Source organism: Acinetobacter sp. F16, from assembly GCF_052712855.1.
The window spans coordinates 1-6,516 of the sequence record NZ_JBRATK010000026.1; the positions used below are offsets into that span (position 1 = coordinate 1).

Annotated in this window: 7 protein-coding genes; 5 read left to right on the forward strand and 2 right to left on the reverse strand. The window is 39.4% G+C overall.

All coding sequences use genetic code 11. The features are described 5' to 3' along the window. Positions 1–367: 367 nt before the first annotated feature. From ACU0NF_RS11685 to ACU0NF_RS11705, 5 genes are all read left to right on the forward strand, one after another. Positions 368–604 (forward strand): VF530 family protein, encoded by a 237-nt coding sequence (locus ACU0NF_RS11685; RefSeq protein WP_067724253.1) that lies wholly within the window; start codon positions 368–370, stop codon positions 602–604. A 576-nt stretch (positions 605–1,180) separates the two neighbouring features. Continuing rightward, positions 1,181–1,399, forward strand: a complete 219-nt coding sequence (gene tatA, locus ACU0NF_RS11690) for a Sec-independent protein translocase subunit TatA (RefSeq protein ID WP_445661225.1) — start codon at positions 1,181–1,183, stop codon at positions 1,397–1,399. A gap of 9 nt (positions 1,400–1,408) precedes the next feature. Continuing rightward, entirely contained in the window at positions 1,409–1,825 is a 417-nt protein-coding gene (tatB, locus tag ACU0NF_RS11695; RefSeq protein WP_445661226.1) for a Sec-independent protein translocase protein TatB, read from the forward strand. Continuing rightward, positions 1,822–2,598, forward strand: coding sequence for a twin-arginine translocase subunit TatC (gene tatC / locus ACU0NF_RS11700; protein WP_445661227.1), 777 nt, complete (start codon positions 1,822–1,824; stop codon positions 2,596–2,598). Before tatB ends, tatC begins: the two co-directional genes overlap by 4 nt. A 168-nt stretch (positions 2,599–2,766) precedes the next feature. After that, positions 2,767–4,956: a PhoX family protein gene (locus ACU0NF_RS11705; protein ID WP_445661228.1), complete on the forward strand. Its 2,190-nt coding sequence runs from the start codon at positions 2,767–2,769 to the stop codon at positions 4,954–4,956. A 262-nt stretch (positions 4,957–5,218) separates the two neighbouring features. Here ACU0NF_RS11705 and ACU0NF_RS11710 read toward each other — a convergent pair. After that, positions 5,219–5,966 (reverse strand): IS5 family transposase gene (locus ACU0NF_RS11710; RefSeq protein WP_373683706.1). Its coding sequence is split into 2 segments (ribosomal slippage): positions 5,219–5,636 and positions 5,635–5,966, totalling 750 coding nucleotides; the frame shifts between segments, so codons are not numbered across the junction. Positions 5,967–6,001: 35 nt separating this feature from the next. Beyond that, positions 6,002–6,400 carry an Imm44 family immunity protein gene (locus ACU0NF_RS11715; protein WP_445661229.1) on the reverse strand — a complete coding sequence of 133 codons (399 nt, stop codon included), beginning with the start codon at positions 6,398–6,400 and terminating at the stop codon, positions 6,002–6,004. Positions 6,401–6,516 lie beyond the last annotated feature (116 nt).

The following is a 6,516-nucleotide window of genomic DNA, read 5'->3' on the forward strand; positions in this document are numbered from 1 at the left end:
TGATCAGCATCTATATTTTATATCCAGTCCATGGTGATAAAAACCATCATAAACTAGACATTTTTATTGGTGAGAATATAGACACTTTAAATGGGTTCTAACACTTGAATTTCGTATAATATAGATTATGTTAAATAGTGCGCACTTCAAAGAGGTCGTTTTCTTATAGCTTTTTAAAGGTAGCATATATTAAAAACCTTTCTTTGAATTATTAATTGTTTGAAATATTTTATGCATCAGCACTGTTGTAAATAGGAAGATAAGCTGTAATTTTCTATGTTAATTACCTTTAAATTCCAACCCTCTCATTTTCTAACTAGCTCAGGTTATAATAATGACCTCCCAAAATATGGTTGATCTATCTATTATGAACACCTCTAATGACCCTTTACACGGCAAAAAACTTGCTGACATTTTGGATGAATTATTGGATTACTACGGTGGCTTTGAAGGCTTAAATCGTAAAATTGAAATTAGATGTTTTTGCATAGATCCAAGTGTTAAATCATCATTGCGATTCTTACGTACCACACCATGGGCACGTGAAAAAGTAGAAAGCTTATATTTGTATGTCTTACGCCAAAAAGCCAAACAGAAATCGTAGCTATCAAAACCCTAGCCTCAGCATAATATTTTATGCCAAATACTAAACTACACTTATTGAATAGCCACTGATTTTGTAGACACCTTTTAATTAGTGGTGGACTGCCACCACTCTCCTAGACAAATTTAGTATATTCTTAAGACATTTTTAGTCGAAAAATATATGTATTTAACCAGGTTCATGAACCAAGGATTTTACAAACTAGTAATTTAATCGCCTAAGTTATTAAAATTATTGTTAATTAAATATAATTTTAAATATGAACTAAACTTTAGGTAAACATCAGTTAAATAAGTAATAAATTCATTCATATAGATAAATGACTGAGAGCTTTAATTGCAAGTTTTCTTAAATATTAAGTTCGCTATAGATGACTAACTATTTGATTGACTAAATGAAAAATCATACTTTAACGCTAGAATCACTCCAGTACTAACTTCGTATTGATTTTTAATAGCTCATTGTAAATTTCCCTTCTCCATTCCTGTCTCCAAACTGCCATCAAAACGTCATAGCTTTGTCATTTATTCATGTTGAGATAAGTCCATAAATTAAAAAATATGCAATGAGGACAATATGGCAGGATTATCAATTTGGCACGTACTGATTTTTGCAATCGTCGTAATATTACTTTTTGGCACCTCTAAACTTAAAAATCTGGGCAAAGATGTCGGCGGTGCAATCAAGGACTTTAAAAAATCTGTGCGTGAAGAAGAAGCTGAAGCAGCAAAACTTCAACAGCCCCGCACTATTGATGCTGAAGTTAAAGCCAGCGAGAATTCAATCAAAAGTTAAGGTATTGTCATGCTCAATATTGGAATGACTGAGCTGCTGGCCTTTGGGGTGATTGCACTTTTAGTGCTCGGACCAGATAAGCTACCTGAGGCAGTTCGTTTTATAGGTAAATGGTCCACTAAAATTAAAAGAACCGTCAGCAATATACAAAATGATCTTGACCGTGAATTACGTCTGTCTGAACTACGTGAGCAAATGCAATCCGAGCTGAAACGTATTCAGGAACTGGAAGCCAAAATGCAGGCACAAATGGTTGATCTCAATACACCACTTGAGCCGGTCACAAAAATTTCAGAACAGCCGGTAATAGAAACTCAGCCCAGTTATCAACTGGTCAATCAACCAGTTTCTCCGGTTCATTTAACTCCGCCTAATCAGGTCACCAAGCAAGAAAAAAAATATCCTGACATCAAGGTAGCCGTATGAGTACTTTACCCTCGACTCAAGCCAGTAGCGATCCACAGAACATTCAGCTAGAAGAAATGCCGATTACCCGGCACCTAGTGATTCTGCGCAAGCATCTTTTCAAGATTGTCGGGATACTGATTGGACTATTCTTCTGTCTGTTACCCTTTGCGACGCATACTTATCAGCTGTTATCCGAGCCCTTGCGTGCCCAGTTACCGGCAAGTTCTACCATGATTGCAACAGATGTGACTGCGACTTTCATGGCCCCGTTTAAATTGAACTTTTTTATTGCTTTACTCATTGCAATGCCTTTTATCTTGTATCAACTTTGGGTTTTTATTAGGCCGGCATTATATGCAAAAGAAAAAAGTCTGGCTTTACCCCTATTCATCAGCAGTGTTGTCCTTTTTTATGCTGGTATTGCTTTTGCCTATTTAATCGCTTTACCTTCTATCCTTCATTTTTTTATCAGCGTATCCCCTGAGACTGTCGCGCCCATGACCGATATCAACAGTTATCTGGCCTTCTGTTTAAAACTATTTTTGGTATTTGGATTTACTTTTGAAATTCCGATTATTACCCTGTTACTGATTCTAATCGGTGTGGTGAGCACACAGACCTTGGTCGAAAAAAGACGCTTTATTGTGGTGGGGTGTTTTTTTGTGGCCATGTTTGTGACACCCCCTGATGCCCTGTCCATGATTATGCTGGCTGTACCCATGTGGTTGCTATTTGAGCTAGGTTTAATGGCAGGAAAATTTCTGGAAAAGCGGCGTCTGAAAATAGCTTAAAGAAGAAAAAATGCCTCCTCCGTGGGGCTTTTTTTTATTTAATTTACATATATAAATTAATATCTTATGTAATTATTATGAAATAAAATCTTCACCTTTTCGTCATATTTAATTGCTAATTTATTCCTGACTTTAAAACAACCAAACCTTAGTTGTGGGATTAAAACAATGACAGATTACCTACCTTATGATGAAAATCAGGAACTGGACAATAATACTTCAGACAATCATCATTTTCGGGATATTCTAGAACAATCTATGTCACGTCGTGACTTGATTGCAAAGACTGCAAGTGGGGCTGCAGCATTGGCACTGGCTTCTTCATTGACTGGTTGCGGGGAGGATAATGACTCCAATCCACCACCAGCAGAAACAGGACCAAATCCACCGGCTATTGATCCAAATCAAAAACCAGAACAGCTTAGTTTCACGCCTGTAGCCAAAAATTTAAATGACATAGTAACAGTGCCGGAAGGCTATGAAGCTAATGTGCTTTATGCAATGGGTGACTCGATTCATCCTGCCTATCCTGACTGGGACGATAACAATATCCCGAACGGTCCAAGCTTTCAGTTCCGTTCTGGTGACTGTCATGACGGAATGAGTTATTTTGGTCTGAACCTGAGCACTGGTCGTTATGATCCGATGGTGGCTGAACATGGTCTGCTGGTCATGAATCATGAATATATTAATGCAACTTTTTTACATCCTCAGGGACCAACAAAAGTTGATGGTCGCCGACCTGAAGATGAAGTCATTCGTGAGACCAATGCACACGGTGTTTCAATTGTTCATATCAAAAAAGACAGCACTAGCCAGAAAGTAGAAATTGTTAAAAATTCGGTATTTAACCGCCGTATTACTGCTTCAACGGTCATGAGCTTTGCAGGACCTGCGAGTGGCTCTGCCCTGCTGTCTACACGTTTCTCACCTGACGGTAAATTAACCCGTGGTACCCATAACAATTGTGGTAATGGCTATACTCCATGGGGCACATATCTTACCGCTGAAGAAAACTTTATTGGCTACTTTGTCCGTAACACCCTGGATGATGATAATCGCCTGCCCCAAGAAAAAATTGCTCTGGAACGCTATGGTTTAAAAGCAGGTGCAAGCTCACGTTATGGCTGGGAATCCGCAGTAGGTACAATTGAAGCTCAGGATCTTTATGACCGATGGAGTGCAGATGTTACTGCCGATGATGCAGGTAATGACTACCGCAATGGCCCCAATACTTTTGGTTGGATCGTAGAAATTGATCCTTTTGATAGCCGACAGGATCCGGTTAAGCGCACTGCCTTGGGTCGCTTTGCTCATGAGGATTGCCGCGCCAGTCGTGCCCGTGAAGATGAAAACTTGGCTTTCTATATGGGTGATGACTCACGTGGGGAATATATTTATAAGTTTGTGTCTGACTATAAATGGAGCGAAAAAGATCGTAATGGCGGTTACGCTGCAGGTGATAAATATATGGATCTTGGTAAGCTTTATGTTGCTAAATTCAATGCAGACGGGAGCGGTCAATGGATCGAGCTGAGCTACGGCGTTAATGGTTTAAATCAGCTGAACAGTGCCTATCCTTTTAGTTCTCAGGCAGATGTTGTGACCTTTGCTCGCCTAGCAGCAGATAGTGTAGGTGCGACTAAAATGGACCGTCCAGAATGGGTTGCGGTCAATCCTGAGAATGGAGAAGTCTATGTTACGCTGACCAATAACTCTAACCGTGGTACCACACATGCATTAGATGCAGCCAATCCACGTAACTATAACGATCCTGAAGGTGGCAAAGGCAATGTGAATGGTCATATTATCCGTTTACATGAAGATGCAGATACGACGACAGCTATAACGTTCAAATGGGATATTTATCTATTTGGTGCTGAGGCCAAAATGGCACAGAATATCAACCTGTCGGGCTTAAATGATAATAACGACCTATCTTCGCCAGATGGTATGTGGTTTGACCCTCGCGGAGTACTCTGGATTCAGACTGATGATGGCGCTTATACCGATACCACCAACTGTATGATGCTGGCTGCGCTGCCTGGTAAAGTTGGAGACGGTACTCGAACGACCACATCTTCAGGGCAGGAAACTATTGTCGGTGCTCAAGTCACAGATCAGACTTTAGCTCGTTTCCTGACGGGTCCAAAAAGCTGTGAGATTACAGGTGTAACCATGACACCGGACTATAAGGCCATTTTCATCAATGTCCAGCATCCTGGGGAAGATTCCCCGGCCTACAACAAACCAAGCAGTCATTGGCCAGCTTCACAGACCAACTCGTCTGCCACCTCTCGGCCACGCTCTGCAACCGTGGTCATCACTCGCAAGGACGGTGGTGTTATAGCAGGCTAAATATTTAGCTTCTCTCAAAATGCTGGCTCAATGCCGGCATTTTTGTTTTTAAAGGTTCTATTTTTAAAAATATTTAATTTCTTTAGGTTTTTTTATTTTAATAATTAACGAGTTAAAACGGATGTTTAAATATTAAAAAATATTTTTATATTAAATGAGTGCTCAAAAATTTTATATTTTTATTCAAATTAAATGTCTAACTCCAACTTTCTTCTTTTGCAATATTTAACACATCATCTTTAAGTCTTTCTAGGGCGTGTCATCAATTAAGCCAGATGATTGTTGAAGCCAAATAAATCGCTGATAAGAAGTTTTGAGCCAATTTATCATAGCGTGTGGCAATAGCACGATACTGCTTGAGTTTGGCAAAAAAGTTCTCGATCAGATGTCTTGCCTTGTAGAGATGTCGGTCATAATCACGCTGATCAATAGAATTACTTTTCGCTGGCATCACAACCTGACCCTTCGCCTCTAAAATTGGATCAATGACCCGATCCCTGGAGTTGTAGGCTTTATCCATAAGCCAGGTCTGGCTCAACGATAAGTCCAGCAACACATCTGAACCGTTTAAGTCATGGGCCTGCCCATCAGTGAGATAAAATCCTGTCGGGTTGCCTAAAGCATCAGTCCGGGCATGAATTTTGGTGCTTAAGCCACCTTTACTGCGTCCAATCGCCTGATTTTTTCCCCCCAGCGCTGTGTTGATGAGCACGTACAATAGTGGAGTCTAACATGGCGTATTCATTATCACTGTCATGTGACAGCACTTCAAAGACTCTCTGCCACACACCTGTTTTAGCCCAACGGCTAAAACGGGTATGTACGACTCTAAAATCACCAAAGCGTTCTGGTAAGTCTCGCCACGGAATACCTGAACGATACCGATACAATACCGCTTCAACAAATAGTCGGTTGTCTTTGGCCGTTACTCCAACAGCACCTATTCGTCCAGGTAACAGATCTTTAATCAGTTCCCACTGATCATCTCTTAATGCATAGCGTTTAGTCATAAAAATATAATGGGGACAAGGTGGGTTTCCTCAAGTTAATTGATGACACGCCCTAGCTCTTCAAAAACTTTTGAATTAAGTTTTAGGCGAACTTTTTCAAACTTAATTTTTAATAAATTTAAACTTTTTAAAAGCATAGAAAAAATAAGTTTCTTTCGTCCTAAGTGATCGGTAGCCTTAAAGGTCGCCGGATCTATTCTTAAGCGGAAATCCATATTTTGGCGTTTAATAGAATAGTAGATACTTTCTTCAAAACTATCTTCACCCATTATAATGATTATACAATCCCAACTATTTAATGGAATATTATAGAATTTATCATTTAGCCTCAGGTTTAAGGTATCAACAGCTGCATTACGTGCTTTACATTCCTGTAGAATTTGCTCTTCAGTTAAAACGTCTTTACTTAATTCAGCGCTTAACCATACTTTCATCAATATAACCTATTAGGGTGTGTCCTCATTTGATGTACATATTTCATTCTTCTCATCTATTCAATTAAAATATCTTATATCTCCCTTCTAAAATTAAATTTTCCAACATGTCACGC